General features: G+C 46.2%; 30 protein-coding genes. 6 read left to right on the top strand and 24 right to left on the bottom strand.

The genetic code is table 11. From position 1 onward, the window contains the following. Window positions 1-1,993 precede the first annotated feature (1,993 nt). The gene (locus AC58QT_RS02600; protein ID WP_497407567.1) at window positions 1,994-2,752 is read right to left on the bottom strand and encodes a stalk domain-containing protein; all 759 of its coding nucleotides are present in this window, start codon (window positions 2,750-2,752) and stop codon (window positions 1,994-1,996) included. A gap of 202 nt (window positions 2,753-2,954) precedes the next feature. Between AC58QT_RS02600 and AC58QT_RS02595 the strand changes: the two genes are divergently transcribed. Next, entirely contained in the window at window positions 2,955-3,125 is a 171-nt protein-coding gene (locus AC58QT_RS02595) for a hypothetical protein (protein ID WP_497407566.1), read from the top strand. Between the two features lie 84 nt (window positions 3,126-3,209). Here the strand turns inward: AC58QT_RS02595 and AC58QT_RS02590 are convergent, their stop codons facing one another. After that, window positions 3,210-3,494 carry a hypothetical protein gene (locus AC58QT_RS02590; protein ID WP_497286472.1) on the bottom strand — a complete coding sequence of 95 codons (285 nt, stop codon included), beginning with the start codon at window positions 3,492-3,494 and terminating at the stop codon, window positions 3,210-3,212. A 160-nt stretch (window positions 3,495-3,654) separates the two neighbouring features. On the opposite strand from AC58QT_RS02590, the gene AC58QT_RS02585 reads away from it, so the two are divergent. After that, window positions 3,655-4,152, top strand: coding sequence for a GNAT family N-acetyltransferase (locus AC58QT_RS02585; RefSeq protein WP_497407565.1), 498 nt, complete (start codon window positions 3,655-3,657; stop codon window positions 4,150-4,152). Window positions 4,153-4,285: 133 nt separating this feature from the next. Continuing rightward, complete coding sequence (locus AC58QT_RS02580; RefSeq protein ID WP_497407564.1) at window positions 4,286-5,359, top strand: polysaccharide deacetylase family protein; 1,074 nt, start codon at window positions 4,286-4,288, stop codon at window positions 5,357-5,359. 77 nt (window positions 5,360-5,436) lie between these two features. Here AC58QT_RS02580 and AC58QT_RS02575 read toward each other — a convergent pair whose 3' ends face one another. The 8 genes from AC58QT_RS02575 to AC58QT_RS02540 all read right to left on the bottom strand — a co-directional run bounded on the left by AC58QT_RS02575 (window position 5,437) and on the right by AC58QT_RS02540 (window position 11,804). Continuing rightward, window positions 5,437-5,859, bottom strand: coding sequence for a Fur family transcriptional regulator (locus tag AC58QT_RS02575; protein WP_497408076.1), 423 nt, complete (start codon window positions 5,857-5,859; stop codon window positions 5,437-5,439). 138 nt (window positions 5,860-5,997) lie between these two features. After that, entirely contained in the window at window positions 5,998-7,017 is a 1,020-nt protein-coding gene (locus tag AC58QT_RS02570; protein ID WP_497407563.1) for a CobW family GTP-binding protein, read from the bottom strand. A gap of 41 nt (window positions 7,018-7,058) precedes the next feature. Then, window positions 7,059-7,604, bottom strand: a complete 546-nt coding sequence (locus tag AC58QT_RS02565) for a hypothetical protein (RefSeq protein ID WP_497407562.1) — start codon at window positions 7,602-7,604, stop codon at window positions 7,059-7,061. 5 nt (window positions 7,605-7,609) lie between these two features. Then, the gene (locus tag AC58QT_RS02560) at window positions 7,610-8,773 is read right to left on the bottom strand and encodes a metallophosphoesterase (protein WP_497407561.1); all 1,164 of its coding nucleotides are present in this window, start codon (window positions 8,771-8,773) and stop codon (window positions 7,610-7,612) included. Window positions 8,774-8,810: 37 nt separating this feature from the next. Further along, on the bottom strand, window positions 8,811-9,491 hold the full coding sequence (locus AC58QT_RS02555; protein ID WP_497407560.1) for an SOS response-associated peptidase: 681 nt from the start codon (window positions 9,489-9,491) through the stop codon (window positions 8,811-8,813). Window positions 9,492-9,637: 146 nt separating this feature from the next. Then, entirely contained in the window at window positions 9,638-10,162 is a 525-nt protein-coding gene (locus AC58QT_RS02550; RefSeq protein ID WP_497407559.1) for a YhjD family protein, read from the bottom strand. Continuing rightward, window positions 10,159-11,436, bottom strand: a complete 1,278-nt coding sequence (locus tag AC58QT_RS02545) for a DNA polymerase IV (RefSeq protein ID WP_497407558.1) — start codon at window positions 11,434-11,436, stop codon at window positions 10,159-10,161. Before AC58QT_RS02545 ends, AC58QT_RS02550 begins: the two co-directional genes overlap by 4 nt. Continuing rightward, window positions 11,433-11,804: a YhjD family protein gene (locus AC58QT_RS02540; protein ID WP_310500365.1), complete on the bottom strand. Its 372-nt coding sequence runs from the start codon at window positions 11,802-11,804 to the stop codon at window positions 11,433-11,435. Before AC58QT_RS02540 ends, AC58QT_RS02545 begins: the two co-directional genes overlap by 4 nt. Before the next feature lie 213 nt (window positions 11,805-12,017). On the opposite strand from AC58QT_RS02540, the gene AC58QT_RS02535 reads away from it, so the two are divergent. Beyond that, window positions 12,018-12,392, top strand: a complete 375-nt coding sequence (locus AC58QT_RS02535) for a DUF3992 domain-containing protein (RefSeq protein ID WP_310500366.1) — start codon at window positions 12,018-12,020, stop codon at window positions 12,390-12,392. Between the two features lie 31 nt (window positions 12,393-12,423). Further along, window positions 12,424-12,765, top strand: coding sequence for a DUF3992 domain-containing protein (locus tag AC58QT_RS02530; RefSeq protein ID WP_497407557.1), 342 nt, complete (start codon window positions 12,424-12,426; stop codon window positions 12,763-12,765). Between the two features lie 51 nt (window positions 12,766-12,816). On the opposite strand, the gene AC58QT_RS02525 is transcribed toward AC58QT_RS02530, so the two are convergent. From AC58QT_RS02525 to AC58QT_RS02490, 8 genes are all read right to left on the bottom strand, one after another. Further along, on the bottom strand, window positions 12,817-13,467 hold the full coding sequence (locus tag AC58QT_RS02525) for an S-Ena type endospore appendage (protein WP_497407556.1): 651 nt from the start codon (window positions 13,465-13,467) through the stop codon (window positions 12,817-12,819). Window positions 13,468-13,572: 105 nt separating this feature from the next. Next, complete coding sequence (locus AC58QT_RS02520) at window positions 13,573-14,586, bottom strand: collagen-like triple helix repeat-containing protein (protein ID WP_497407555.1); 1,014 nt, start codon at window positions 14,584-14,586, stop codon at window positions 13,573-13,575. 247 nt (window positions 14,587-14,833) lie between these two features. Next, on the bottom strand, window positions 14,834-15,121 hold the full coding sequence (locus tag AC58QT_RS02515) for a stage VI sporulation protein F (protein ID WP_310499093.1): 288 nt from the start codon (window positions 15,119-15,121) through the stop codon (window positions 14,834-14,836). Window positions 15,122-15,277: 156 nt separating this feature from the next. Continuing rightward, window positions 15,278-15,604, bottom strand: coding sequence for a DUF1294 domain-containing protein (locus AC58QT_RS02510; RefSeq protein WP_497407554.1), 327 nt, complete (start codon window positions 15,602-15,604; stop codon window positions 15,278-15,280). A gap of 57 nt (window positions 15,605-15,661) precedes the next feature. Continuing rightward, a complete protein-coding gene (gene recG, locus AC58QT_RS02505) occupies window positions 15,662-17,710 on the bottom strand; it encodes an ATP-dependent DNA helicase RecG (RefSeq protein WP_497407553.1) in 2,049 nt (682 codons plus the stop codon). Window positions 17,711-17,713: 3 nt separating this feature from the next. Further along, window positions 17,714-18,574, bottom strand: coding sequence for a DegV family protein (locus tag AC58QT_RS02500; protein ID WP_497407552.1), 861 nt, complete (start codon window positions 18,572-18,574; stop codon window positions 17,714-17,716). A 45-nt stretch (window positions 18,575-18,619) separates the two neighbouring features. Continuing rightward, window positions 18,620-20,365, bottom strand: a complete 1,746-nt coding sequence (locus AC58QT_RS02495; RefSeq protein WP_497407551.1) for a DAK2 domain-containing protein — start codon at window positions 20,363-20,365, stop codon at window positions 18,620-18,622. Window positions 20,366-20,394: 29 nt separating this feature from the next. Then, a complete protein-coding gene (locus tag AC58QT_RS02490) occupies window positions 20,395-20,754 on the bottom strand; it encodes an Asp23/Gls24 family envelope stress response protein (protein ID WP_310499088.1) in 360 nt (119 codons plus the stop codon). Window positions 20,755-21,002: 248 nt separating this feature from the next. On the opposite strand from AC58QT_RS02490, the gene rpmB reads away from it, so the two are divergent. Next, a complete protein-coding gene (gene rpmB, locus AC58QT_RS02485; RefSeq protein ID WP_029197753.1) occupies window positions 21,003-21,191 on the top strand; it encodes a 50S ribosomal protein L28 in 189 nt (62 codons plus the stop codon). A gap of 103 nt (window positions 21,192-21,294) precedes the next feature. Here the strand turns inward: rpmB and spoVM are convergent, their stop codons facing one another. The 6 genes from spoVM to AC58QT_RS02455 form a co-directional block, all read right to left on the bottom strand. Then, a complete protein-coding gene (gene spoVM, locus AC58QT_RS02480) occupies window positions 21,295-21,375 on the bottom strand; it encodes a stage V sporulation protein SpoVM (RefSeq protein WP_036634233.1) in 81 nt (26 codons plus the stop codon). A 232-nt stretch (window positions 21,376-21,607) separates the two neighbouring features. Beyond that, complete coding sequence (locus tag AC58QT_RS02475) at window positions 21,608-21,853, bottom strand: hypothetical protein (protein WP_497407550.1); 246 nt, start codon at window positions 21,851-21,853, stop codon at window positions 21,608-21,610. Between the two features lie 14 nt (window positions 21,854-21,867). Beyond that, a complete protein-coding gene (rpe, locus tag AC58QT_RS02470) occupies window positions 21,868-22,518 on the bottom strand; it encodes a ribulose-phosphate 3-epimerase (protein WP_310499086.1) in 651 nt (216 codons plus the stop codon). Between the two features lie 5 nt (window positions 22,519-22,523). Beyond that, complete coding sequence (gene rsgA, locus AC58QT_RS02465; protein WP_497407549.1) at window positions 22,524-23,456, bottom strand: ribosome small subunit-dependent GTPase A; 933 nt, start codon at window positions 23,454-23,456, stop codon at window positions 22,524-22,526. Next, on the bottom strand, window positions 23,456-25,558 hold the full coding sequence (pknB, locus tag AC58QT_RS02460; RefSeq protein WP_497407548.1) for a Stk1 family PASTA domain-containing Ser/Thr kinase: 2,103 nt from the start codon (window positions 25,556-25,558) through the stop codon (window positions 23,456-23,458). Before pknB ends, rsgA begins: the two co-directional genes overlap by 1 nt. Then, window positions 25,555-26,319 (bottom strand): Stp1/IreP family PP2C-type Ser/Thr phosphatase, encoded by a 765-nt coding sequence (locus AC58QT_RS02455; protein ID WP_310499083.1) that lies wholly within the window; start codon window positions 26,317-26,319, stop codon window positions 25,555-25,557. Before AC58QT_RS02455 ends, pknB begins: the two co-directional genes overlap by 4 nt. Between the last annotated feature and the right edge of the window lie 7 nt (window positions 26,320-26,326).

Below are 26,326 nucleotides of genomic sequence, written 5' to 3'. Positions count from 1 at the left end.
TGATATCGAACTCTTCGCGGTTGCGCTTTCACAAACATATAGTTGTAATGTATGATTTCCACATAATGACATGATAGCTAAAGAAAAAAGCGCCTAGGCTAACGTATTAGTTGCGCTATCCTTGGCGTTTCTTAGTTTACTTAGTAATTCAACATTAATTGTATATATATATCCTAAGACCTAGAATAATGGTAATATTATACTACTAAATCGTTTTTAGAAGATTCACCAGACCATGTTCGGTACTAAAAAATATTAAAAAGGAATGAGGACACCCTTTTTACATGGACCTTTTAAAATTTATTCCGTATTCTAAGTTAACTTTTATTATTGCGATAATTATATTTATCGTATTTGCAGTAGATTTTTTCAAGGCAACTAGTGTCGATAAATTGTTAGAAAATAGTAAATTGAGAAACACTAGAATACTATTGAGAGAAATTTTTTTGTTTTTTATTTTAAGTATTTTAGCGTTTGCGATGTACCCAAATATTTCATTTCTTAGTTTTGAAACTTTGTTCTATTTTTTTATTGTAACATTTATCTTAAATTTAAATTCTTTCTATTCTCCTACCGGGAGAGTACAGCTATTTATTAATAAATGGTTCATAAAATGCTTTAAAAAAATAAAACTATACTCACTATTTATTTCTTTAATACACTCAATTTTAATTATTATATCTTATATCATTTTTTTGAAATCAACTGTGTCTTTGATTAATCAAACGTACTCTTTAAATCAAAATTATTCATTTTTTGTGATGATAGAATTATATAAATACAAAGCAACTTTATTTTATTTTTTCACTATTATGTTTATCTTGTTTTATTGTGTTCTTAGAGCTTATCTATCGCCTGCTTTTTCAAATATCAGGAAAATTTCACAAACTACAGAACGTGTAAATATAAGACTATCTAGTGGAATTGAGTTACGGAACTTATACATCTTCAATTCATCAAATGTGAAATTTCTTGTTTTGGCTGACACACCTGAGATTACTAAGTCGACTAAAAAGTACTCGGTTCATAGAGATAAAATTGATTATATTGAAATTACTAATTCAAACGACCATTTTAAAATCTTGTAATTAGGTAATTCATGATTTTTTCCGCAATAAAATTGTTTCATTATTTACATGGGATGCACAATAAAAAAACTAAATAAATTTTAAACACCACATATCAGGAACAAATATTTACATTTTCAAATAATTTCGGAGGTGTTAAGTGAGTATGTTCAAAGAATTATTATCGCATAACGTTATTGTTCAGCTGGTCGTCCATTAGCTCGGATTAGCGCTTTCCCGTAACCTTATTTAAAGTAGTTGCATCATTTAATGTCTTTTGGGGCAGCAACTTTTTGATATATTCGGCTAATAAACTGAACTAAAAAATCCTCTAAGCTATGGCTTCAAAAATAACAGAAATAGGACTCCTGACAGTTCAGGAATCCTAAGAACTTTTGCTCATTTGCCTCGTCCACTTCTCATGAGTTTGATTAATCTCACCCGTTCCGATCGATCTATCTTAAGATCACGAATTGCCACCCTCAATCCATACTTGTTAGCATATTCAACGAATATCTGATCTTCATTCAATACTTCGTATCCAATAATTCCAAATGGTTGATTTGTCAACGCATCATGTAAGAGAATTTTATCCGCACTCATATCACCAATTAACCCCTCAACGTTAATCTAGATTCTTTCACTGCTTTTTAATTTTCATGTACTTTAAATCAACATCGGGGTTTAAGAGCGACAAATAAATAAGAATGCATGCGAAAAGTAAACGCTTTACTCTGATACCGACATTGTAGCATATTTAGATGAAGATTTTAACTGGTCATTTATTTTTACTGCCATCGTTGTCAGCAACAAAATAAAATAGCACCCACATAAATGTGAGTGCCTCATTCGTACAGTATTAGTAGCTTCATCGCATGAAACTATGTTTCCAGTCACTTCTCCCACCATACGTCGCTTTTCTTTCATTACATCTTAACCGCGGTTTTCGCGGAATTTTTATCTGGCAAAACTTCATGCTTAAGCTGCAGCTGATGAATAATTACATTTGTGTTGTTCAAGTTTTTTTGTGCCATACGTGTAGCATTAAGCAGACTGATAGGAAATTGTTTCTCGAATTCAGGCAAACTAATTCCATTAAGTTTGAAAGATAGCAAATTCTTTGTTTGTTGGACATTGCTAAATGCGGCACCCTCACTCTTAATAATAGATAGAAGATCATCCGAGTTACTCACGGTTTGAATAAGTTGATGTGCCATTTGGATGGCCTCATTGTATTGTTTCGTTAAATCGTCAAAATCCACATTCAGTTGATTCGCAAACTCACTGCCATTCGTTAAATTAGCATAGAGCTGAATTTGTTGTGAGAAGGTTAGTAATGCCGTATCTGTATCCTTTAGCCATTGATAGGCATGCAGCAAGCGTTCATATTCTATTTTTGCAGGATCTACTTGCACTGTCGCTGCTGGAGATTGCGGCATTGTCACATTGACACTATATGTACTGGGATTCCAAGTTACGAGTACCCCAAGTTGTCGCAACATAGACAGGGGAACTACGGTGTGATCTTTATAAATCATGGCAGGTAGTTCATCGACTTTCAACACTTGTCCATTAGATGTTACTTGTACGATGGGATTCCCTTCGAAATCTCCATTAACAGTGGCAGCGCCAGCAACTCCGAAAGGGATAGAGAGCATTAATAAAAATAGAATAAACTTTTTCATTGTTCACCTCGTTAGGAAATTGTACTCTTTAGGACTAGTTTGTCGAACCATCGTTGAATTTGGCTATATAGTTACATTCCACACTTAGAGCATACTCTCCTTCTGCTAGGCTTGATCCCCTCTTCCATTTTATGCTATAATCAAAACAAGAACATACATTCCCTATATTTGACAATCCTACAGCCAGAAAAGAAGGTCAGCCATGAAAGATCAACCTGTATTTGAGAATCTGCGTGACAAATATGCCGATGAAGACCGCGCTAAGCTTGTCATGCTACAGTTGCGAACATTGATGGGCCAGAAGCAGAAGAAGAAATGGTACCAGAAATGGAAAAGTCCGACGAAAACAAAGCCGACGAGTTGGAATGATTAGAAGGTACGTCTAGCTTATTTTGCCTTGAAAACAATATAGAGGCTCCCCTTCGTAGGTCATCTACGTGGAGAGCCTCTTCATTTTTTAACGGTTTCTTTTGCGTGTATAATATAAAATGCCTAAGTAATGCGCCCCTGTGAATAAGGTTAGTATCCCAAAGAATATCAGGAATCCACCATTCCGGTCACGGAAAAACATTTGTACAACGAATAAGGCAAGGGAAATTTCGGTCCAAAGTAGCGTTCTTTTTTTGAGCTGTGTCAAATCCGCTGTCGATTTACTTATTTTGCGAAGATTCATGTAAGTCAGACCAGCAAGTACGATAATACCAATGACGATTACGAGAATATAGCTTACATTGTCTGACATATGGCTGTGACTCCCCCTAATTCTAGTAGATATTATATCTAAGATACATGGATTGGGACGGAATGTCTATTGAATTTGTCATTTGCAAGCAGGTACCTCACTATTCTCGTGGAACATATCCTGACATTTGTCTTCTAATCTTAAGCGAGGTGCCCACATCATGTCTGCCCTACTATTTAAACCATTAGAAACGTCCGATATTCCCTTTATGATGGAAATTTATAATCACTTCGTTCTTCAAACAACTTACTCTTTCCACACCGAGCCTGTTAAGCTGTCCGAATTCACTGAAAGTGTCATCCACGCCAACCCGCGATATCAGACCTATGTCATTATGCAAAATGAGATGCCACAAGGCTATGTGCAAATAATGCCACATAAAAAGAAGCAAGCCTATGATACGACCGGTGAAGTGACGATCTATCTTCATCCTACTTATGTCGGTAAAGGCACAGGTTCTGCCTCTATTCAATATATCGAAACTTTCGCCAAAGAGCGCGGCTTTCACTCGCTAATAGCGACGGTTTGTGCGGATAATTCCGCTAGCATTCACATGTTCACCCGTAATGGCTACCAGCAATGTGCGTACTATCGTGAGGTCGGTTTCAAATGGGGACAATTCCACGATATCGTTACGTTTCAGAAAATCATCTCATAAATAATTTCACTTCGTGCAGCGCCCATCTTGACGAGAGTATTTCTACTTTTACTATTTCCGTTATTTGCACGGGATAACATTGCTCTCCCTAACAAAACCTAGAGCATAGTCATAAAGCTCGGAGGGGATTGCCATGACCAAACGGCTTTGGTCCTTTAGCATCGTTTGCCTGCTTGTAACTAGCTGCGGTGCGCCTTTTTCAAAGCCTTTTCCAGATCAGAGCTCGGCCCATCACGCCTCTCCACATGTCACCCAGACATCCACTGAGGCTAGCAAGGACTTCGAGGAGTCCCATTTCGTTACAGGTTCAGTTGCAAATACTGCAAATCCTAAGAAGCGGATTAGTGCGCTGCTACCCGTAAGCACGCCCTCCGCTTCTACGGTACCGTCCGCATCAGCAACGCCTTCACAAGCACCACGTTCCACAGTAACGCCGAGCTCGAAACCTAAGATCAGTTCGAGAAAGCCAGCAACACAAACCGAAGCATCCAAAAGACCTTCCGTACCTGTTCAGAAAAACCAAGGGCAAATCCGTATTGCTCAAAAAAAACTAACGCTCTCGCAACTCGTTGTTAAATACCCAGAAACATTCAAGCTCCGCGGCTCCAGTCAAGAGAAGAAAATCGCTTTAACTTTTGACGATGGACCTGATACGCGGTTTACACCAAAAGTGCTAGATGCCTTGAAAGCGAATCAAGTGAAGGCAACTTTTTTTGTACTAGGTTCTATGGCTACAATCCATCCCGATATCATTAAACGAATCGCAAATGAAGGCCATGTCATTGGCAATCATTCGTACAGTCATGAAAATCTGCCTAAGCTCTCTGTGGATAAATTTCAAAATCAAATTGAGCGCACCGAACATGTGTTGCAGGGCCTCATTGGTTACTCACCTCGATTGATCCGTCCTCCTTACGGGGCAATCAATGAGGAACAAGTGAAATGGATGGCTGAGCATCACTATTTAATTGTGAACTGGAATGTCGACTCTCTCGATTGGAAATCCTTGAGTTCCGATCAAGTCCTTCACAATATCATGCAGCAGACCAAGCCTGGCTCCATTATTCTTCAGCATTCTGGAGGGGCTGACAGTCAAGATTTATCAGGGACGGTACAAGCTATTGGTCCGTTAATAAGCAAACTTAAAGCTTCGGGCTACACGTTCGTCACAGTCCCTGAGCTGCTCCACGTTACCAAAAGCAGATAGCTTCTAAACCAAAAAAAGCAGCCTCGCTAGGTATACTCCCGCGGACTGCTTTTTTTCGATGCGCATGTAGCGCCAACCTACTCGCTCACCTGAGCGGCAGGCATGGCTGATTTACAATCCGCACAATAGCCAAATATTTCAAACCGATGGCTTTGAATCTCAAAGCTTTCCGGCAAATCCTGCACAAGCTTCATTGGACAGAACTCAAAGGTCACAGTCTTCTCACAGCTGACACAAATCATGTGATGATGATGGTGTGACAAGCAGCTCGCTTTGAACTTCAAGCCATCCGCCAAATGAAATTGCTCCAGAACACCCATCTCGCTCAACAAGCGGAGATTACGATACACCGTATCGAAGCTTATGCCTGGATATTTCATTTTCATATGTTCATAAACATCCTTCGGCGATAAATAACTACCCGATTCTGCAAATAGGGTCGCTAAGCTTCTGCGCTGCTCTGTAATTCGCCAGCCCTTCTGCGACATCGCTCTTAGCATCTCATCGATCGTATCCGTATGCTTACTCACGTGCATTACCCCTCTGTGTTGAAGTTCTTCTATTATAGTGCAGCAAATAGACCACTTGCGTCAAGTGTAGAACGATGACGAAATCTGTCCCGCGAAAAAATCCTCAACCTATTGTTGAGGATTTCCTTGCTCCTGCTCGTTATTTTGCCCTGAATCAGGCATAGCTTCTAATCTCAGCAATTCCGCCCGAATCGCATCCTTGGCGAAGTTTTCCCCAATGAAGACAGCCACGTCTGGCACGTCGCCTTTCGGCGTTATTTTTACAAAATCCATTTCTCTGTACGCATATTGGAATAAGAATCGGCTAGATGTATCCGAGAAGCTTAGAATCCCTTTGGCACGATACACTTCCTGTGGAAGTTTACTGACGAATTCTTCAAATGCGTTGCTATCTACGGCCCGTTCAAAAAAGTGTGTATACGCCATCACATGGTTATGGGAATGGTGATGCTCGTGGCTGTGCGGCTGCGCCTCGTCATTGGTATCAACTTGCTCTGCTGCCCTGCCAGACTCCCCCGTGTGCATATCTTCAATGAGCTTGATATCGATCTGACTAAATACGGTATAGTGCATTTCCGCATACGGATTCCATTCCCGTACAAGATCATGGACTTCTTGAAGCGTCGATTCTTGCAGCAGGTCCGTCTTGTTGAGCAAGAGCAAGTTCGCACAACGAATTTGATCCCGCATAAGCCGAAAGGTTTTGCCGCGACTTGTACGGTTTAACTCGAGCAGCTGCGGTGCATCCACAACTGTAATAATGGCTGAAAGCTCGATCGGAAGCAGAAGCGAAGCATCTGTTATCTCATCAATGACCTCCATGGGATTCGCTATCCCCGTCGATTCGACAAAAATCAAATCTGGCTGCTCCCCCGTCACTAATTCATTCAATGCGGCGCCAAGATCGCCGCGACTCGAACAGCATATGCATCCGCCGAGCAGCTCAGACATAGGTACCTCATTGGCTATTAACTGTCCGTCCAAGTTTACTTCGCCAATTTCATTCATAATCACAGCAGGCTTGCGCCCCGCTTCGGTGAAATAATCGATGGCCTTGGTGAGTAAGGTCGTTTTACCACTCCCCAGAAATCCAGATAAGACATATACGTGAACTCGGTTGTTCGACATTCGTGCTGTTCTCCTCCACTCTTTCGGGCGAATTACACCCCTTACTGCTCTGTCTGCACTTCAAATTTCGTGGCTAAGATCGGCCATTTCCCAACAATGCCAGCTAAAAAGGGGAAAAGTCTCGCCCATAACAAACTAGTATCTGGATCCGCAGGCTTCAATGGAAGCTCGATGCGCTCGTAGAGGATTCTTGCTCCCTCTCGGACAAGCTCAAGCGCCAAATCTTCAGGCTCATCTTCAGCTATAGCAGCCAATCGCGGCAGGTAGTACTGTGTAATCGATTCTGATAAACGATGCTCCGCTAAATTGTCAGAAGCCATCACTTGGCCCATGCCTAGACTTACTAGACGTGCCGTTTCCTCTTCAAAAGCGTGAGGAATGCAGTAGATTTCCAGCGCCAATGCAGCTAGATAGGCTTCTCTAACCAATTCATCTTCCTTCGCCATCGTTAACACGGGAGGAGACAAGTAAGCTAGTATTGCCGGCTGTAGGGTATCCCAGCTATTTTCTATACTTTTCATGGTAAGCTGCATCATCGCTGCCGCCAGCTCCACAGGGGTAATTTGTTTCTTCTCTAACTCTTGCATTCGTGTTAATCCTCTTCTCTATCGTTACTTGTAAAATGAATAATCAGTTCAATAATTTCAGATTGACTGCCTAATCGTATTGGCGGCCCCCAAGTGCCGAAGCCCGAAGACACAATGGCATGGAGATTTCCTTTACGCAGATAGCCCCAATCTAGTTCAAAAATCCGCCTAGTGAATAGATGATTCGGCGTTATTTGACCACGATGCGTATGTCCTGACAGATTCACATCGATACCTGCTGCCGCTGCTACATCTAACTGGTATGGTTGATGGTCCATGACAATAATCGGCTGCGCAAGATCGATCCCCTCGATCAAGGAGACTAAGGGCTTACGTCCTCCAGCCGCATGTTCCGCTGCTTTATCTTTACGCCCCACGAGATATAGGCGTTCTTCAATATGAACAACTTCATCCATCAGCACGCGAATGCCGATTTGTTCCATTTGTTCCACAAAAGCTGGAATATGCCCGCCATGGTATTCATGGTTGCCAAGCACGGCATACACGCCTAACGGCGCCTGCAGCTCTTGCATGGTTTGTCCCATTTGATACCGAATAAAAGGTTTAATATCATCATCTATGACGTCGCCAGGCAGCAAAATTAAATCAGGCTTCATCGCTTTCACCTGCTTAACCAGCTTGCGTAAATGACGATTGCCGACGATGGCGCCCAAATGAATGTCCGAGGCCACTGCAACCCGAAGTTCTTTCCAATCTCCCGCTTGCTTCGAAATCGTAATCTCATGCTTGCGTACAACCGGCGTGCGTGCATTATAGGAGCCCCACAGCAGAAGTGCCAGCACAACAACAACGTCAATCCATCCCAAAATCGGCACATAGGTCGCTGACGAAACAGAAGCGAAATGAAGCACAGCAATCACCAAGTCAGTCAACGGTAGAAGGAGCACACCGAATTGGATGAGAGCAAACCAGTAGGAACCGATGATTTTAAATAGCCTAGATACACTTGAAGGCAGTACTCGCGATCCAAACCACGCTATTAAATAAGATAAAGCGACTAGCCAAAACACAATCCAATACAACCCAGGGTGAAACGAAGTACCCCCTACATGCGATAGAAAAACCTTCAGGTGCCAGCCAATATAGCCGTTAATCCCCACTACAATCGCGAGTATAAGTATAACTCTTAGTACCATACCATTTCTCATGTTTCTTGACGCTCCTCTTTTCTACTACCCCTACCTTTTAAATCAAAAGACTTATCGGCTCTATGCATAGCTCATCATCATTGCGCACATTCCCCACGCGATTAGATACCGGGTACGCCATCATTAACTCTGAAGGATAGGGTTGCAACAAGGGACGCAGCTGCTCCACATTCTTCACACCCCGATCTAACCACACAGCTTCCTTCTCCCGTGGCAAAATGACCGGCATCCGGTCATGAATATCCTTCATCATCTCGTTGGACTCGGTCGTGATGACCGTACACGTCGAGATGCGGTTGCCGTCCGGCGACGTCCATGTGTCGTACAGCCCCGCCATGCTGAAAAGCTCTCTGCTGCGCAGCATAATACGCATCGGCTGCTTATGCTTGCCGGTTCCTTTCCAGTCATAGAAAGAATCTGCTGGGATGAGACAGCGTTTACGCTCAAATGGCTTGCGGAAGGCAGGCTTGTCCGCCAAGGTTTCTGAGCGCGCATTGAGCATTTGATAGCCGATCTTCTCTTCTTTAGCCCATTCAGGAATGAGTCCCCAGCGCAGCTCACCTAACTTATTTCGCTGCCCATCATGGATAATAGCCATGACCTGTTGTCCGGGCGCAACATTATACTTGGGGCTATATCTTGGCATAAAAGTATCGTACATATCGTAACGCAGCATCAATTCCTCTAACGTTACAGTAATCGTGTAGCGTCCGCACATAGGTGTACATCCTTCTCCTTCACACGGTTATCCAATTCTCCTCTCTCCATTATGGAAAAAAGATAGGCTTACGTCAATTCGTACAGCCCGAAGAACCATTCTTCTTCAGGCTGTACCGCATGAGGCTTAGCGATAGCTAGGCAGCTTCATGATTTTTTGTTCTTTTCGATCTCCAACACACTCACACGCGGATCCGTGCCATAAATCGTTGTAACTAAACTGTCGGCATATCGGCCGATTCTCGCACCAATTTCAGCACGCATGTAGTCTCTCGTCATCGTAAATCGATCCTCATGCTCACGGCACCGATACCGGTAACGGATCATCTGATCGTCTTTCTCCTCTTCAGCAACGTGCATGTCATTCTCCAGCATATGGCGCTTTACTTTGGCTAAGTCGGCGTGCATGTTTTTGGCCAGCACCTGAGCTACCTTTGAATAGAGTGCTCTTAGCATCTCCGAGGAACGCTCTACTTCACGCGCCCTTCGCAAAACAATCGTATGCATATGCGGCAGCAGAACCGATTCTTTCATAATACCAATGTCATCTGCTGTCGGGCGTTTTGTGGGTAGCGGTTTGTCATGACGTTGGTTTTGAAAAGCTTCTCGATGCTGAGGAAGCATCATGCGACTGGATTCCCACAACCCGTTATTCTGCAGTTTTTTGCTCATTTATAGTGGCCTCCAATTTTGAGCGAACGCGTCTTTGCTTGACCCGCTGCCGTCAGAGAAGACGCACGAACAATCGCCGCATTACCGAACCGATCTTTAATACTATCCGTCACTTTCTCCAGTTCACGCGCCTTGACTTGATCTTCAAAAAGAGTGAGCTGATACGTCTCATCATCCACGAACTGGCTCAGCATCACGCCAGCACGACGAACAGGCATCGTGTCCCAAAATTTATAGAAAAGCTGCTTCACAGCTTGAAAAACGGTACCCGTATGATTCGTTGGGTCCGGCATCTTCATCTGGCGTGAGAAGCCTGTCGGCGCATCAAAGGGGCTACACATACAGCTGACAGTCACAATAGAGGCCATATACCCTTTACGTCGACAGTCACGGCAGACCTCCTCCGTCAATTCCATCAGTATCGTATTCACCTCTGACGATTCCGCATAGTCCCTCGGCAACGTCATCATATGGCCGATCGACTTGGGTGGCGTATCGAACGTCCCTGGCGTAACCGGACTGTCATCCAAACCATTTGCCGTCCGCCACATGACCTCCGCATGAATATCCGACTGCTTGCCGAAGCGCGCGCGAAATTTCTGCTTCAGCTGCGGCAGTGGTGTTCGTGCCACCTCACCAATCGTGTACATACCTAACTTGGCAAAATGCGCCGTCATCCGCGAGCCAACACCAAACATTTTGCTGACAGGTTGCTCCCACAGGTGCTCCTCGATAGCAGACGGAAGCAGCGTGAAGATGCCGTTCTTATTCTTTTTAGCCCAAATATCCGTCGCTATTTTCGCTAAAATTTTATTAGAGCTGATGCCTACGCGAACTTTAACCCCAGTTTGTTCGAACACCTTATACTGCAAATTTCTCGCTATCTGCTCTGCATCTCCAAAGAGTGGCAGGCTCCCTGTAACATCAAGGAACTGCTCGTCGATACTGAAAATTTCAACAAGGTCCGTAAATTCCTGATAAATTTCGGTTATTTGCAACGAAATATTAATATAATGCTGCATCCGTGGCCGCATGACAATCAGCTCAGGGCACTTCTTCAGCGCTTCGCCCAACCGTTCGGCTGTCGTTACACCATATTCTTTGGCAACAGGGCAGGCGGCTAATATAATACCTGATCTTAACGCAGGGTCTCCTGCAACAGCAACCGGCTTATTCTCTAGACCTGGATGATCGGCCTTCTCTACACTTGCGTAGAAGCTCTGACAATCGGCCAGGAAGATCGTTCGTTCCCCACCCTTGTTCCCCTTGCTCATCGCAATTCCCCCCGCATATTCATCAGCATAGTCATAAGCTCAGCCTTGACCAAACTACGAAGCATCGTGAAATGATGAATGTAACCTCGAACTTTGTATTCAACTTGGATCCCTAAAGCATTCATTTCCGTGTGGATTACCTTAATCTCACGCTGCTTCATCTTGCTCTTCAACTGTTGTAATTCTGGATAAATCCCCATCTCAACCTCTCTGAGATAGAAAAGAATGTGATTATAAACGATTTTATCTTTATAAACCTTAAGCTCCTCCATATCTCTTGCGAGCATATCAAGCAAAATCGGTAACAGTGTGTATTCCTTAATCATTTGAACATCCTCTTCTGTCTCTACTCTTGATGTACTACTCATGTCCTCACCACCATATGCGAACATATATTCGTTTTTTCATATTATATACCGAACACGTATTCGTTATGCAAGTGGTTTTTAAAAAATGTGCGAATCACTACGGACATGTGCGTCATATTAAATATTCGGCAATCAGGCAGATGTCCAAGCGTCAGGGTAATTGCCTGCATTAAATAGTTTAGAAACAAAGAAACGGAGGAGGTTTTCTTAACTATGGCATGTGATAATTCCGCAGCTGCGCTAACTTGCTGTTCAGAGAAAAATTTCGTTCAGGATAAAGTATGTGCACCATGGACGGGCACAGTAGTTGCCACGGATGTAGACATTGTCGTTTACACGAATAATATTAATCCCAACCTCATTGGCACAGGATATGTGAAATTTGACACCGGACCTGCCGCTATAACGTTAGATGTATTGAACAGCGCTGGGGCTTCCATCTTAACGGCTCCCGTTTCCATTGCACCTGGAACAAGTCTGGCTTTTACTTACCAACGCTTCGCCACTATACAGATAACACTGGATGGCACAGACGCGGGTTTATATCAGGGCGAATTTTGTATCACAACTCGTTATTCGATTCAATAATGCCATTTGACACCTAAAGGAGGTACTCATTATGTGCTCTTGTAGTAACACAGCTCTTAGTTGTTGTTCAGACAAAACCTACGTGCAGGATAAAGTATGTACGAATTGGTTGATGACCGCAGCAGGTACAACCATTGTTTATACGGATAATATGGCAACTCTGATTAGCGGTACTGGATATATCAAAAATGAAACGGGGACCGCTGCCATTACGGTTGCCTTTCTCCGTTCAGCTGCTCCCGTCATGACCGCTATCACGGTACCAGCAGGAGGCAGCTCCTCATTTACAGTTGGGCGGTTCGATACGATTACGATTACAACAACAGCAGCGGCAAGTGGAGAATTTTGTATAACCGTACGATACAGTATGTAAAATATACCGCAACATGTAAGGTGGTTTTTCACTTAACCGTGAGATACCACCTTATTCATGATCGCAGCAGGAATGATCAGATTGGATTTGGATAGTCGTGGAGATGACGTACTTGCCTTCTACATACCCCATTTCATCCCCCAGCGAAGAAATGCTAATTGCTTTGACACTTTGGCCTATAAAATTAATGGTACTACCCGGAGGAATACTCAGCCTTTTGTTATCGACGTCATCGGTTTCAATGTCAACCTCTAGTGCCTGGGTGCTGCTCGAGCTCGAATATATGCTGATCTGAGCCACTTCAATCTTAGAATCCACATCCATCTCCCATATCCGAAATCCGGGCTGATTGCCTTGAAGAAGTATATTTCCGCAGCATTCTTTATTGATCGTTGTCACCGAGGCTGGTGGAGGTGGAGGATGGCAATGGTGGTGCTTGGGCGGTGGACAAGGTCTCACCATTGACTTATATAGTTTTGGATTTGAGCTCCACTCAGGCTTTGACTTATTGGTTGGAAAGCGGCTGCGAGAAGAAGGTAGAACGGGATGTGTGATACTCGTCATCGATTGACGATAAGACCGCTTTTTCTGCTTTGGCCTGCTAACTCTCCCTTTGTTTAAGGATAAGCAAGAAGACGATGTCTTGTGAACGATAGTCAGCTCTACAACCTTTTTCCTCGCGCTGCGCTTCTTCTTGATCATCGCCTCCTCCTCCCTCAAAATGCCAATTCCTAGTGCATACTTATATTAGATGAATGTTCCCCCTTAATGGTTATACATGTTTTCGATTTATTTCAATATGTGAGACTAGGCAATCTGGTGTATCGACCAGACTACGCCAGCCGCAGCATTGCCTATATTAATCGTAATTGCTAATCCCGCAGCATTATAGAATAAACCAACAACATCACCTGCCGTCAATATAACATCCCCAGCCAACGTAATTTCACCGGTTCCCAATACCGCGCGCAAAGTTAAGACTAATACTACGTTAACATTTAAAATAGGTAGATAACCGCTCACCAAATTGAAGGCAGAAGGAGATGTTCGCTGCACGGCAAAAAAAGGATTGACCCCAGCACCTATACTCACGCTGACAGCTGCAGTTGTAGCGTAGTTAATCGTTGCTAGAATCGTGTATCTTCCTGTTGTCGGCGCCGTGAAGTTGCCTGTCACAGCGTTAAAATTCGCACTTCCATAATACGGACTAGTCGTTGACCAATTCGTAAGCTGTGTACTTGTTGCAATGGATAACGTAGACAGGAATGCCGAAAATCCATTCGTCGCAAAATTCGGTCCAGTCGCACCGGTTGGGCCAGTTGGGCCGGTTGCTCCAGTTGGCCCTGTTGGCCCGGTTGCCCCAGTTGGACCTGTTGCTCCGGTTGCTCCAGTTGGACCAGTTGCTCCAGTCGCTCCGGTTGCCCCAGTTGGACCTGTTGCTCCGGTTGCTCCTGTTGCTCCTGTTGCTCCTGTTGCTCCTGTTGCTCCTGTTGCTCCTGTTGCTCCGGTTGCTCCTGTTGCTCCTGTTGCTCCGGTTGGGCCAGTTGCTCCGGTTGCCCCGGTTGTCCCAGTCGCTCCGGTTGCTCCAGTCGCTCCGGTTGGCCCGGTTGGGCCAGTTACTCCTGTTGCTCCGGTTGCCCCAGTTGGGCCAGTTGGACCTGTCGCTCCAGTTTCACCCGTTGGGCCGGTTGCCCCAGTCGCTCCGGTTGGGCCAGTTGGGCCAGTTGGACATACACACGGAATGCCGCCGCAGCTTAAAGGAACTGAACATGAACATTTTTTTTGAAATTCATCCTCACCTGCAGGACCGCAATAATTCACAAATCATACCCTCCCTAAGACAAGAACCTTTCTTGCTTCAAACAACTTATTACTAATAAATGAAATTCTGCTTAATATGCTTGTACTCATGTCACCCCTCGGATAAAATGTATCCTCACGAAAAAAGGCCTTCTGAGTTGAGTTTACCCAGAGGCCTTTCGCATCTATTTAATTTACACGCAGCTTACTCGCAAAAACGCCACAATAGAGCATCTCACACTCTACATGTGGCGTTTTCATCATATACCTATCGAAATATAGACCATAATTTAATTAAATGAAACGTGTTATTCGGATCAATCTTTTGCGCCAGGATAAACGTTAAAATCTGATTTGTCTGGCTTCCGCTCAGCTTCTCGCCAAAAATGCCCGCGGCAAGACCGATTAATCGTGTAACCTTCGCTGCATTTTGCAAATCTGCCTTTGTCACGCCTTGGAGCAGCATTTTGATGCGTTCTTTGACCTCAGGATTTTTCATTTTGAACTTTACACGCTCCACGAGCGCAGGATCGATGCCATATTGCTGATAACTCATCCCCGCACCTCCGATACCCGACATGCTCCTATCTATATGAGTGAATACAGGTAAACTTGACTGCGTAATCTGTCTAGGAGCAAACTTCTATCGACAAGCAGCAGAAAAAGACGAAAAAACAGCCACCGTTCCCGGCAGCTGTTCCTTCATTTCATTTTACATATACACGGCTATGAGGATGACACAGATACAATTCAAAGCAATTAGGAGCGGAAAACCAACGACAAACGAAGTGTGCTTCGTCTTATGCCGCCACATTCGCATGCCCAGCCAACCACCAATCGCGCCACCAAACGCAGCGAGTAAAAAAAGTCGTTTCTCCGGCACACGGCGCCCGCCCTTTTTGGCTTGTCCTTTATCATGACCCATCTCAATAAACGTAATGATATTCATAACTAATAAATAAACGAGGAAATAAGTCACTGGCGGCACACCTTCGTTTCCATAAAATAGCGCTGCTACTCCTATCTTAAAAGGGAACACGCCACGGGTCAACCTTTGGGAGTCTTTGTCTCTTTAGCTCTCTTAGGCACCTGCCTACTAATCTAGCACTTCACTGTCAAAAATATGAGCCCGCTCCAAATACGCCCTGAGCGGCATGAACGAAGCTCCCGTCCAGAAGGTCGAGTCGCCGACCAGCTCGGCCGCATCATCTCGCGCCTGCTCCATGATTTCGAAATCCGCCATCATATCGGCGATTCGGAACTCCGGCAGCCCGCTCTGCTTCGTGCCGAAGAAATCCCCCGGCCCGCGCAGCTCGAGGTCGCGCCGCGCAATCTCGAAGCCGTCAGTCGTCTCCGTCATCGCCTTCATGCGCTCCTTGCCGACCTCCGTCTTCGGGTCGGCGATGAGCACACAGAAGGACTGGTGCTCGCCCCGCCCGACCCGGCCGCGCAGCTGGTGCAGCTGCGACAGGCCGAAACGGTCGGCGTCGTAGATCACCATCAGCGTGGCGTTCGGCACGTCCACGCCAACCTCGATCACCGTAGTCGACACGAGCGCCTCCACGGTGCCTTCCTTAAACGCGCGCATAATCGCTTCCTTCTCCTGCGCGCTCATGCGCCCGTGCAGCAGACCGATCCGCATCTGCGGAAAATGCTGCTGCAGCTGAATGTGGACGTCGACCGCATTCTGGATGTCCAGCTTGTCCGACTCCTCGATGAGCGGACAAATGATATACGCCTGCCGGCCTGCGGCCACCTCGCGCTGAATAAAACCGAGCACACGCTCCAGCATCGCATGCTGAACCGCATAGGTCTTGATCGGCTTCCGCCCCTTCGGCAGCTCACGCAGCGTCGACACGTCCATGTCGCCGAACGCCGTAATCGCCAGCGTGCGCGGAATCGGCGTCGCCGTCATCGTCAGTACGTCCGGATTCATCCCTTTGCGCCGCAGGATGCTGCGTTGGTTCACCCCGAAGCGATGCTGCTCGTCCGTCACAACCAGCCCCAGCTGGCGGAAATAGACATCCTCTTGAATCAGCGCATGCGTCCCGACCAGCACGTGGATTAACCCCATCTGCAAAGAGGCCAGCAGATCGCGCCGCTGGCGGTCTGTGGAGCTTCCGGTCAGCAAAGCGACCTGCAGCCCATAAGGCTCGAACAACGTGCTGAGCGAGCGATTATGCTGCTCAGCGAGAATCTCCGTCGGCACCATCAGCGCGCCTTGGTAGCCGGCCGTCACCGTCGCGTATAACCCGATAGCCGCGACGATCGTTTTCCCCGCACCGACATCGCCCTGCAGCAGTCGGTTCATCGCGTAAGGCTCCTGCATGTCGTGCAGGAGCTCACCGACGACCTTCTTCTGCGACTCCGTCAGCTGGAAGGGGAGCGCGCGCACGAAGGCGCGGACAGCAGGCAGATCGACCCCCTGCTTCAACCCATCTGTGCGGCTGCGCGTCACAGCCCGATAAGCCTGGAGCTTGAGCTGGAACAGGAACAGCTCCTCATACACCATGCGCCTGCGCGCCTGCTTGCCCTCTTCCACACCACTCGGGGTGTGGATAATGGCCAGCGCCTTGCTGCGCGACATAAACCCGTACCTGTCGGTGATGCTCGCCGGCAGCACTTCACGGATCATCGCGCTGTACTGCGTCAGCGCCTGCCCGATAATCTTACGCATCCACTTCTGCGTAATCGTGCCTGCAACAACCGAGTATACCGGCTGAATGGTACCGGTATTCGAATCCCCTTGTCCGGGGAACTCCGAATCGGACACACTCATTTGCCGCCGCTTGGCATCCCATTTACCAGTCAGGGTAATCTCCTGCTGCGGTCGCAAGCGATCTTTCAAAAAATGGCGGTTGAACCACACCGCCGTCAGCAAGAAGTCATCGACCATCACCTTGCACGATAGACGAGATTTACCACTGTAGCGCTGCAGCACCGGCTCCCCGATAATATAGCCCTTGACGGTGACACGATCACCATCCTTCACACTGGCTAGGTCACGAACGGTGTAATCCTCATACCGAAACGGAACATACTCCAGCAAATCCATAACCGTAAAAACGCCCATGGCGTTTAGCTCAAGTGCTTTTTGAGCGCCAACTCCATGGACTTCACGTACTTGACATTGATTTAAATCCATCTCTTACACCGTACTCACGAAGGCTGCAATCGTACCTGGCCCAGCATGTGCACCAATAACAGGACCTAGGGTAATATAATCCGCGTGCTCCACAGCAAACCGTTGCATAATGGCCTCCCGCAGCCCCTCCGCACCTTCCAAATTATTAGCATGAGCGATATGCAATGTATGAATCGTCTTATCCGACACATCTGCGGCTAACAGATCAAGTATGCGCGCTATCGCTTTCTTGTTACCACGTACTTTATCAACAACGGTCACTTCACCCGCACTGTCCAAAGTCAAAATCGGCTTAATGTTTAATAAGGAACCCAGCAGCGCCGACGCTTTCCCAATCCGTCCGCCCTTTTGAAGGAACTCCAACGTATCAACAAGAAAATAAATGTAAAAGTTCGCTCTCATCTCTTGCACAAGCGCTGTAATTTCAGCGACGCTCTTCCCAGCTTGCGCAGCTTCCGCTGCAGCCACCACGAGTGCCCCTATCCCATAGGAAGCAGAGCAGGAATCAACAAGGTGAACCTTACCGACCTGATCTCCCTCTAATAGCGTAGAAGCCAGTTCCGCCGTCCTGTACGTTCCACTCAACACAGAAGACAAGTGAATAGAAATCACCTCGGTATTGGGCTCTTCCAGCAAGCCTTGATAGACAGCCAGAAACTCACCAGGTGACGGCGTTGACGTTGTTGGAAAGTGAGAGGACGACGTCAGCTTCCGATAAAAATCCTCGGACTGCAGCGTCACTGTATCCAGATACTGTTCCTCGCCAAAATTAATTTTGAGCGGCACCATCTCAATATTCAACGCTTCTCTGACAGCCAATGGAATATCGGCCGTGCTATCCGTTACAATGCGAATGTTTGTCACAGGGCTCACTCCAATCACGAATTTAAACTACCAGCTTGTATGCTCTTACTCAACCGAAAATAGGTAGGCATACAAGGGTTGTCCACCAGGATGAAGCTCAATTTCCATATCCGGATACATCGCCTGAATAAAAGCTTCCAGCTCTTCCGTGCCTTCTTCCGTAGCATCTTCGCCCGTCAGAATCGTCACAATTTCACTGCCTTCATCAATCATGGCCTCAAGCAGCTTCTTGCACGCGTCCATCAAGCTTGGCTGTGAAGAGACAATACGTCCATCTTGGATACCGATGAAATGACCTTGCTTAATATCCATACCATCCATGTTCGTATCACGCACGGCATAGGTGACCTGACCCGATTTCACACGTCGCAGTGATTCACTCATTGCATCCGTATTCGTCTTGGCATCTGCCTTCTCTTGGAAAGCCAAAATAGCTGCAAGCCCTTGCGGAATGGATTTGGATGGGATAACAATAAGGGTTTTATTATCGACCAGCTCCACCGCTTGCTGCGCGGCCAAAATAATGTTCGAGTTATTCGGAAGCACATAAATGGTGTCCGCCTCAATGCTGTTCACAGCGTTCACGATATCTTCTGTACTCGGATTCATCGTTTGTCCGCCTGAAAGCACGACATCAACGCCAACACTGGATAAAATATCGGTAATCCCATCGCCGAGTGCGACAGCAACAAAGCCATAAGGCTTCTTAGGAGCAGGCGCGGCAACAGCCGTCGTGGAAGAAATAGCTGCCGGAGCATCATACCCATGCGTCACATCTTCTAATATATGTGAATGCTGATCACGCATATTTTCGATTTTGATACGGCTTAAAGCACCGTAATTCATCGCTTGATTCATAACTTCGCCTGGATATTCCGCGTGAATATGCACCTTCACAAGCTCTTCATCAGCAACGACAAGGAGCGAATCTCCCAGCTTGCTAAGCTGCTCACGAAACGTACCTTCATCAAACGTAAAACCCTTGACCTTGCCAGGAGCAATCGTCAGCATAAATTCCGTACAATAGCCGAATTCGATGTCTTCAGTGGCCATATGAGCCTGCGCTGGCAAATGAGCATGTACTTCTTTGGCTAAGTTCATGCCAGGAAGAAGAGACACTTCACTTAAGTTGGTATCCATTGTAGCAAAATCTTCATCTACTTGTACCAAACCACCGTTTAGCGCTGTAACAAATCCTTCGTAGACGCACACAAGCCCTTGGCCCCCTGCATCCACAACGCCGACTTGCTTCAGAATCGCCAGCTGATCCGGTGTTTTAGCCAGTGCTTCCTTCGCCCTGCCCAACACCTCGTTCATCAGATCCAATAAGTCGCTGCTGCGACGGTATTGAACAGCGAACTTTGCTGCTTCCTTCGATACCGTTAAAATCGTACCTTCAACCGGCTTTACAACAGCCTTATAAGCTGTTTCTACACCTTGTTGTAAGGCAGCCGCGAATTGCTGACCATTCACATGTTCGAAATCATGCACATGCTTCGCGAAACCGCGGAACAACTGCGACAAAATCACACCAGAATTGCCTCTTGCGCCCATCAGTAACCCTTTGGACAATGCATCAGCTGCTTTCCCAATATGAGAAGATGGCTTCTTCTTCAGTTCCTCACAACCTGCTGTGAGTGTTAAATTCATGTTGGTGCCAGTATCTCCATCGGGTACAGGGAAAACGTTCAATCCATTAACCTTATCTACATTCCTGCGAAGGTTATCCGCACCCGCCAAGACCATGGCAGTGAAGTCATTTCCATTTATTGAAATAAAGCGCTTACTCAAAGTGATTCCCCTTCCTGATTTTCGGGCTATTATTTGGCTACTCGAACGCCTTGAACAAAGATGTTCACATCGTCCACTTGCAACCCTACAACGTCATTCAAAATATATTTGACTTTCGTTTGGACATTCCCTGCCACTACGGATATTTTGGTTCCATAGCTGACAATAATATAAAGATCAATTTCTAGTCGCCCGTTCTCTCTACGAACTTCTACACCGCGGCTCAAGTTATCTCGACCTAATAGTTCAGCTATGCCATCCTTCAATTGCTTTCTTGTTGCCATGCCTACAAGCCCATAGCAATCTAATGCAGCAGATCCGGCCAGAGTTGAAATCACTTCATTGGTAATATACACTTTTCCATACTCGGTTGTGAGTTCAATCGGCATTATGTAACAACTCCTTCAAGTTTCACTTTAGCAAGACTAATCTTCATTGTACTATAACATACTTCATAAATAAACGGCAAAAATGCGGTTAATTCGTTGACTCGGCTCCTTTTGCTATGCTATTATGTTTAAGTGTGTTTTTGCTGGAAGCATTACGTATCACAAGATTTAATTTGAGGAATACTGTCATGTCAAGCTTAGGCTTGCCACCCAGGCTTCTTTGTATACTGCCGAAGGAGGTGTCAAACATGTCCCGCAAATGTTTCATTACAGGTAAAAGTCCTAGTTCAGGAAATCACGTGTCCCACGCTAACAATAAAAACAAGCGTACTTGGGGAGTTAACGTTCAAAAGGTTCGCATCCTCGTTGATGGTAAACCGAAACGGGTTTACGTAAGTACTCGTGCGTTGAAATCCGGAAAAGTGGCTCGCGTTTAATTCGTAGCCGCGGATACTTAACTTACTTATGTGAATGACAAAAAGCACCTTAATCGGTGCTTTTTTTGCATTCTGGGGAGAATGATGTAAGTATAGGCACAGCTTAGTTTTTGCTAAACGTATTAAGTACGGCTTTCACAAATCCTCCCAAAAATCTCGGCAGTTTGATTGTGTAGAATTTCATTCTCTACCCCTCCTTAGAGTTTTCGCCAGACAACTGGCTTCGCCAGCTCTCTAGCTTCTTGAGCAAACGCTTCGCGGGCGTGCATGACTGCTCCTTAACATCATTACAACAGTGTATGCCCAGAGCGGAGAAAACGTGACATCTATTTTTACTTCCTCCCACAATTCAGTTGCTTCCAGAAAGCAAAAAAAGCTACAAGAGCACTTCGCTCTTGTAACTATATGTATGCGGGCTATGGAGCAGTTATGCCCACCTGGGTATACAGTGCAACAATTAAACTGAAAAGGAAATAGAAGAATACCGAGACGACGATAAACCATACACGGAAGCTAATTTGATCAAATCGACGGAAGAACCGCATCCCTACGTAGAGCGCGCCAAGCGAGAAAATGTACTTCACAAAATCGTCAATATGTGAAAAGCACGTCAGTAATACCGCACAAAGCACACTGTACATCATTAACCAGAGAAATCGCATTGTCCTTCGTCCCCTTAGCCCCGTATTCGTCTAATGGCCTCAGTGCGGTCCTGCTGCCCGAATACGGCATTGCCGGCTACTAAGACGTCAGCCCCCGCCTCTATGACCTGTCGTGCCGTTAACTCATTGATACCGCCGTCTACTTCAATATGAAGCCCTGTGAGACCCTTCGCATTCGCCTGCTCACGCAGCGCGCGAATTTTGGTCAACATCCCTGGGATGAATGCTTGTCCGCCAAAGCCTGGGTTCACTGTCATAATAAGTACAAGATCCAACTGCTCATCAAGTACATGCTCAATGAGCGAGATGGGTGTAGCAGGATTCAGGACAACACCTGCTTGAATACCGCTTTGCTTAATCAAGTCAAGTGTCCGATGAAGATGTGTACACGCTTCTACATGCACGGAAATCAGATCCGCGCCTGCTTTCACAAAATCAGGAATGTAACGATCCGGATTTTCAATCATCAGATGAACATCAAGCGGCAGCTTCGTAACTGGACGAATCGCGTCAACAACCAATGGACCAATCGTAATATTGGGCACGAAATGGCCATCCATGACATCGACATGAATCCAATCCGCTCCGCCCTGCTCAACAGCTTTAATCTCGTCGCCAAGCTTGGCAAAATCAGCAGACAAAATAGAAGGTGCTACATATACCATTACGTCTAATACCTCCTCTTCCGTTCCTTGATTTCAGTTAAAAATAGCAAGTAGTGATCATAACGAGAAGCCGCAATCGTACCTTCCGCGACGCCGTCCCGTACTTTACAGTCCGGTTCATGCAAGTGCAAGCAGCCTCTAAAGCGGCAGCCTTCTGCCACAGCGGCGAACTCCCTAAAACAGCTAGATAGGCCCTCAGCTTCGACTTCCATGAAGTCAAGCTGGCTGAATCCTGGCGTATCGGCAACAAGACCGCCATTAGCGAGCGGTAGCAGCTCCACATGACGTGTGGTATGCTTTCCTCTTCCTAATCGCTGCGAAATGGCATTCGTTTCCAGATCAAGACCACTAATCATTTTATTCAACAAAGAAGATTTACCTACGCCGGATTGCCCCGCGAATACACTAACTTTGCCATCTAGATGCTGCAGAATCGCTTCCACACCCTCTTCTAGTCGGGAGCTCGTCGTAACGAAAGGATACCCGATGCCCTCATAGAGCTTCGTTATCCGCTCAAATTCCGCCGATGTCATCTCTTTGGCATGCGTGGGATCGTTATCCGACACCGTCAGCAAATCGCTTTTGGTAAAGCATAGAAGCACATCAATCCCCGTATTCTCGATATGCACCAGAAACTTATCCAGCAGTTGTGTATTTAGAATGGGCTCTGTCACCGAAAAAACGAGCACAACCACATTCACATTCGCTATCGGCGGTCGAATGAGCTCTGAAGAGCGAGGAAGGATTTCTGTAACTGTCCCCTCCCCATTCTCTGTAGCCTCATACACGACACGATCTCCAACAAGCGGCGTTATATTTCTATTCTTGAACACGCCTCTTCCACGACAGGTTACCGTATTGCCCTCCAGTAATGGAACCCCTTCAGGCAATACATAATAGTAACCGCTAAGCGCTTTGACAATAAGTCCTTGCGGCATTAATTGGCCCCTCCAGCAGGTGGTTTCGAAGCTGTTCCACCAGTTTGACCTTGACCATTCCCACCAACGGGTATAGCAGGTCCGGTATTTTGTGTCTTCGGAGTCGGGGATGGACTAGGCGATACCGGTTTCCCATTTTTTTGATCCAAATAATCTTGATAGGTGCGTGTGATTGAGTTAACCAAGCTGTCTCCTTCTTTGATCAAGATTACGGCCTTTTTGTCGGGAGAAACAATAACTTTGACATCCAAATTTTGCGGCTTTGAGACTTTTTCAGTCAAGTATTCGAAATTCTCATACTGGGCATCGCTCACAATAATTTTGAACACGGAATCCTTGCCTTCTGTTGTCGGCTTCACAGGTACGCTAACCGTGAGTTGACCAGCTTCCTCTGGCAAACCATCACTAATGACGAGTGAAACATCCCCGCCGATGGAGGCTTCCTCATCTTTTTTATAAGGAAACTGAGCGATTACTTTTCCTTTAGCTACTTTGTAGCTCTTTTCACGAGTAATCCCATTGACCGGGAGCTTCAGACCCAGCTTCGTAATCTGTGCCTTCGCTTCTGCTTCCGCCATGCCAACTAAGTCAGGCATTTTAACCGTTTCCTTCGCTTTGCTCACCGTAAGGATAATCGCGGCTTTTTCCAGTTCAAACTCCTCACCAGGAGCTGGTGACTGCTTAAGAATCAGATCCGGCGCATTGTCGGATGTTTCCGGTTTGATCGTAATTTGCTCATCCTTAATACCCAGTCCCTGCAGCTTTAACTTAACATCGCCTAGGGTTTGCCCCGCATAATTGTCCATTTTGAATTTCGGTATGCCTTTACTTACGTAAAGTATGACCTTCGTACCGACATTCAGTCTTAACCCGCTTGGATCTTGACGAATGACCGTATCCTTGGGCAGTTTGCTATCCTCGTCATATTCGACCGTCCAGCCTAATTTGGCAACCGTTAGTTCAGCTTGCGCTTGTGTCAGTAACTTGTTCTCGACATTCGGCACATCAACAGTCTCAATGGCGAACATTCCTTTCACATAACCAACCATATACCACATGGCGCCTAACACAATTAGTAAAACAGCAATCCAGATGAGCGGCTTAATCCAGCCTTTCCCCTTTGAAGGGGCTGGCTCTTCTCGCCAAGCTGGCTTATCTGGTTCATCATCGTCGTCATCATCGAATTGAGCTAGCTGATCAGCGCGAATGGCTGGCATAACCAGCGTACGCTCTTCATCCATGCCATAAGCATCCCAGAAAGCAACCTTCGCTTCATTCCGACGATCTGGAGCCAAGCACGTATCGAGATCCGCCATCATCAGCTTCGCAGATTGGTACCGTTCTTCCGGCTTTTTGCGCATAGCCTTGAGTATAATATTCTCTACACTTTGCGGAATCAACGGATTCACCTTACGCGGCTCTTCCACATCTTCCTGCAAATGTTTCAAGGCAACGGAAATCGGACTTTCCCCAAGAAAAGGAAGTCGACCGGTCAGCATTTGATACATCACAATGCCAAGCGAATACAGATCGGACTTCTCCCCCGTATTCGTGCCTTTCGCATGCTCAGGCGAGAAATAGTGAACAGAACCGACAACAGATCCGGTTTGTGTAATGGTAGAGGAAGTAGCGGCTCTAGCGATACCGAAATCCGTCACCTTCACTCGGCCGTTTTTGCCAATTAGAATATTGTGCGGCTTGATATCACGGTGAATAATTTCGTTATGGTGGGCATGATCAAGGGCATCCGCAATTTGACTTGCGTAATGAACAGCATCTTCCACCTGTAATGGCGCCTTTTCCTTAATCAAATCATTCAGCGTCTTGCCTTCGATGTATTCCATCACGATGTAATGGACATCTTCTTCTTGCCCAACGTCATAAATACTGACAACATTAGGATGAGAGAGGGAAGCGGCTGCTTGAGCTTCTCTGCGGAAGCGACGAATGAATTCTTCATCGTGTACATATTGCGAACGCAGTACTTTGACAGCTACTTTGCGATTCAAAAGCAAATCATGCCCTTTGTAGACCAAAGCCATGCCGCCTCCGCCAATACGCTCTAAGATCTCATAGCGGCCTCCAAGCTTTCTACCGATCAATTCCCATCACCCCTTTTTCCGTCCGAATCCTGATCATGTGCAATTAAAAGGACCGTTACATTATCATCTCCGCCTTCGCGAAGTGCGCGCTGGATCAGCGCCTCTGCCGCATCTTCCAATTGCTCATTTTCCCGAACAATCCGCAAGATATCCGCATCATCGACCAACCCGCTCAACCCATCCGAACAAATGAGAATAACGTCGTCTGGACGCCACGTGTACTCGTACAGGTCCACTTCCACACTAGGCTCCGTGCCCAATGCGCGTGTAATCCAATTGCGTCTTGGATGATGATCCGCTTCTTCCATCGTCAGCTGCCCATTCTTAACAAGCTCGTAAACCAAGGAATGATCTTCCGTCAATTGTGTGATCGATTCCCCAGTCAACTTATACGCACGACTATCCCCGATATGTCCGATAATAAGAAGCTCCTGTGAAGCAATAATGGCAACGACCGTCGTTCCCATGCCATGGTACTTTTCTTGATCCGACGCAAAAGCATAAATCTCCTCGTTCGCCTTCTCAATCGCTTCCCTCAATATTTGCTTACAGGACTCCACCGACATTCCCCAATGGATGGATTGCAATTGCGCTCCAATCGTGTCAATGGCCATTTGACTGGCAATATCACCAGCTTGATGCCCCCCCATCCCATCCGCAACAATAGCCAAAGATAGACCATTGAGTTGATGGTGGATGGCAGCACGGTCCTCATTGACTTGACGGACTTTCCCTATATCGGTACGACTTACCATCTTCATCCGGCTC

The sequence above is a fragment of the Paenibacillus sp. J31R109 genome (genome assembly GCF_059692055.1).
Note: the sequence above shows the minus strand (reverse complement) of the source record. Positions and strands in the feature narration are given on the sequence as shown.

Bases quoted from the DNA above. Each gene is read 5' to 3' on its own strand.
- AC58QT_RS02545 (WP_497407558.1), bottom strand. From the start codon at position 11,436: ATGAGCAAGGGGAACAAGGGTGGGGAACGAACGATCTTCCTGGCCGAT.
- AC58QT_RS02600 (WP_497407567.1), bottom strand. From the start codon at position 2,752: ATGAAAAAGTTTATTCTATTTTTATTAATGCTCTCTATCCCTTTCGGA.
- rpmB (WP_029197753.1), top strand. From the start codon at position 21,003: ATGTCCCGCAAATGTTTCATTACAGGTAAAAGTCCTAGTTCAGGAAAT.
- AC58QT_RS02535 (WP_310500366.1), top strand. From the start codon at position 12,018: ATGGCATGTGATAATTCCGCAGCTGCGCTAACTTGCTGTTCAGAGAAA.
- AC58QT_RS02475 (WP_497407550.1), bottom strand. From the start codon at position 21,853: ATGCGATTTCTCTGGTTAATGATGTACAGTGTGCTTTGTGCGGTATTA.
- AC58QT_RS02585 (WP_497407565.1), top strand. From the start codon at position 3,655: ATGTCTGCCCTACTATTTAAACCATTAGAAACGTCCGATATTCCCTTT.
- AC58QT_RS02570 (WP_497407563.1), bottom strand. From the start codon at position 7,017: ATGTCGAACAACCGAGTTCACGTATATGTCTTATCTGGATTTCTGGGG.
- AC58QT_RS02540 (WP_310500365.1), bottom strand. From the start codon at position 11,804: ATGAGTAGTACATCAAGAGTAGAGACAGAAGAGGATGTTCAAATGATT.
- AC58QT_RS02590 (WP_497286472.1), bottom strand. From the start codon at position 3,494: ATGTCAGACAATGTAAGCTATATTCTCGTAATCGTCATTGGTATTATC.
- AC58QT_RS02595 (WP_497407566.1), top strand. From the start codon at position 2,955: ATGAAAGATCAACCTGTATTTGAGAATCTGCGTGACAAATATGCCGAT.
- AC58QT_RS02490 (WP_310499088.1), bottom strand. From the start codon at position 20,754: ATGCCGATTGAACTCACAACCGAGTATGGAAAAGTGTATATTACCAAT.
- AC58QT_RS02575 (WP_497408076.1), bottom strand. From the start codon at position 5,859: ATGCTAAGAGCGATGTCGCAGAAGGGCTGGCGAATTACAGAGCAGCGC.
- AC58QT_RS02455 (WP_310499083.1), bottom strand. From the start codon at position 26,319: ATGAAGATGGTAAGTCGTACCGATATAGGGAAAGTCCGTCAAGTCAAT.
- AC58QT_RS02560 (WP_497407561.1), bottom strand. From the start codon at position 8,773: ATGAGAAATGGTATGGTACTAAGAGTTATACTTATACTCGCGATTGTA.
- AC58QT_RS02565 (WP_497407562.1), bottom strand. From the start codon at position 7,604: ATGCAAGAGTTAGAGAAGAAACAAATTACCCCTGTGGAGCTGGCGGCA.
- rsgA (WP_497407549.1), bottom strand. From the start codon at position 23,456: ATGCCGCAAGGACTTATTGTCAAAGCGCTTAGCGGTTACTATTATGTA.
- AC58QT_RS02530 (WP_497407557.1), top strand. From the start codon at position 12,424: ATGTGCTCTTGTAGTAACACAGCTCTTAGTTGTTGTTCAGACAAAACC.
- AC58QT_RS02550 (WP_497407559.1), bottom strand. From the start codon at position 10,162: ATGAGCAAAAAACTGCAGAATAACGGGTTGTGGGAATCCAGTCGCATG.
- AC58QT_RS02515 (WP_310499093.1), bottom strand. From the start codon at position 15,121: ATGAGTTATCAGCAATATGGCATCGATCCTGCGCTCGTGGAGCGTGTA.
- AC58QT_RS02555 (WP_497407560.1), bottom strand. From the start codon at position 9,491: ATGTGCGGACGCTACACGATTACTGTAACGTTAGAGGAATTGATGCTG.
- AC58QT_RS02525 (WP_497407556.1), bottom strand. From the start codon at position 13,467: ATGATCAAGAAGAAGCGCAGCGCGAGGAAAAAGGTTGTAGAGCTGACT.
- recG (WP_497407553.1), bottom strand. From the start codon at position 17,710: ATGGATTTAAATCAATGTCAAGTACGTGAAGTCCATGGAGTTGGCGCT.
- rpe (WP_310499086.1), bottom strand. From the start codon at position 22,518: ATGGTATATGTAGCACCTTCTATTTTGTCTGCTGATTTTGCCAAGCTT.
- AC58QT_RS02580 (WP_497407564.1), top strand. From the start codon at position 4,286: ATGACCAAACGGCTTTGGTCCTTTAGCATCGTTTGCCTGCTTGTAACT.
- spoVM (WP_036634233.1), bottom strand. From the start codon at position 21,375: ATGAAATTCTACACAATCAAACTGCCGAGATTTTTGGGAGGATTTGTG.